At 55.9% G+C, this 1,029-nt stretch carries 1 protein-coding gene; it reads right to left on the minus strand.

What is annotated here, in order from left to right; genetic code table 11:
• Positions 1–904, minus strand: a 904-nt coding sequence (locus J7438_RS25870) for a hypothetical protein (RefSeq protein WP_209278909.1), incomplete at its 3' end; no start/stop codon positions are given.
• Between the last annotated feature and the right edge of the window lie 125 nt (positions 905–1,029).

Raw genomic sequence — 1,029 nt, forward strand, 5'->3', positions numbered from 1 at the left:
GGCCATCGGATTCCTCTTTGCTGTAGGCGTCCAGTTCCCCCGGGGTGGTGGGGATGCTGTTCTCAATGCCTTCCAGAACCCCGTCAAGAGCAGAGCCATCATGGAGAATCAGGGCTGAGGTGTAATCCCCCAGGGCTGGCATCACATTGCCATTCCGGCCATTCCAGGAACGGACATCCACGGTAACATTGGTCTGGAGGGTGAGCCAGTCGGCGTCTGTAGTGGCCGATCCGGCGGGATCAATTTTGAGGATATAGAGGGAAGCATTGCTGCCGCTTTCGATGATCGCCATATCCCCTTTTCCCAGCGAGGTGTCAGCGTTCCGTTCGGCGGTGCTGGCGTAAACCTCCACATTGACAATGGTCTGGCCAGGGATGGCGTTGGGGCTGAGTTTTCCTGCGCTGTCCAGCCCGGCATAGCCGTTCACCTTGTTCCGGTCAGCGATTTTCTCAAAGGTGCTTTTATATTCGGTGTCTTTGCTACCGATCAGGGTATGGGCGCTCTGAGCATGGTCCCAGGTCTTTTTCGTGGCAGCGGCGGCGGAAACCTTGGTGGTGCTGTTGTCGTTGGTGGCGGTGCTGATATTGACCACCAGAACATAATCGGCGCTGTTTTTACCATCCAGCAGATCCGCATCCAGCCCGGAGCCGGAACCGTCCACGGTTTTAAGCTTAGTCAGGATGGATTGAGCGGTTTCCAGGCTGTCCGATGGCAGTTGTACCTTGGGCACTTTTCCGGAGGCGTCCAGAGTGGCCACGCCATCGGCCTGGGCTTTTTGGCTCTGGTTGATCTTCTCGGCGGCGATCTCATCCAGGGCGGCTTGAATATTCCGGGCGCTGAGATCCCCGGTGGGATCACTGACAATATGGCGAGCGTGTCGCAGTGACTCTCTAAGCAAGCTCATTCCATCAGCCTCCATCCGTATTGATCGGTATAGAGCACCTCAAAGGAGAGCTTATTGGTGGTCACGTCCATTTTAATGTCGTTCATAATCATCAGCCCTTGGGGGTCCAGGGTGATGTTGTGAAT

This window comes from Thalassotalea sp. G20_0 (assembly GCF_017744175.1).
In the GTDB taxonomy this organism is placed as follows: Bacteria; Pseudomonadota; Gammaproteobacteria; order Pseudomonadales; family Endozoicomonadaceae; genus Endozoicomonas.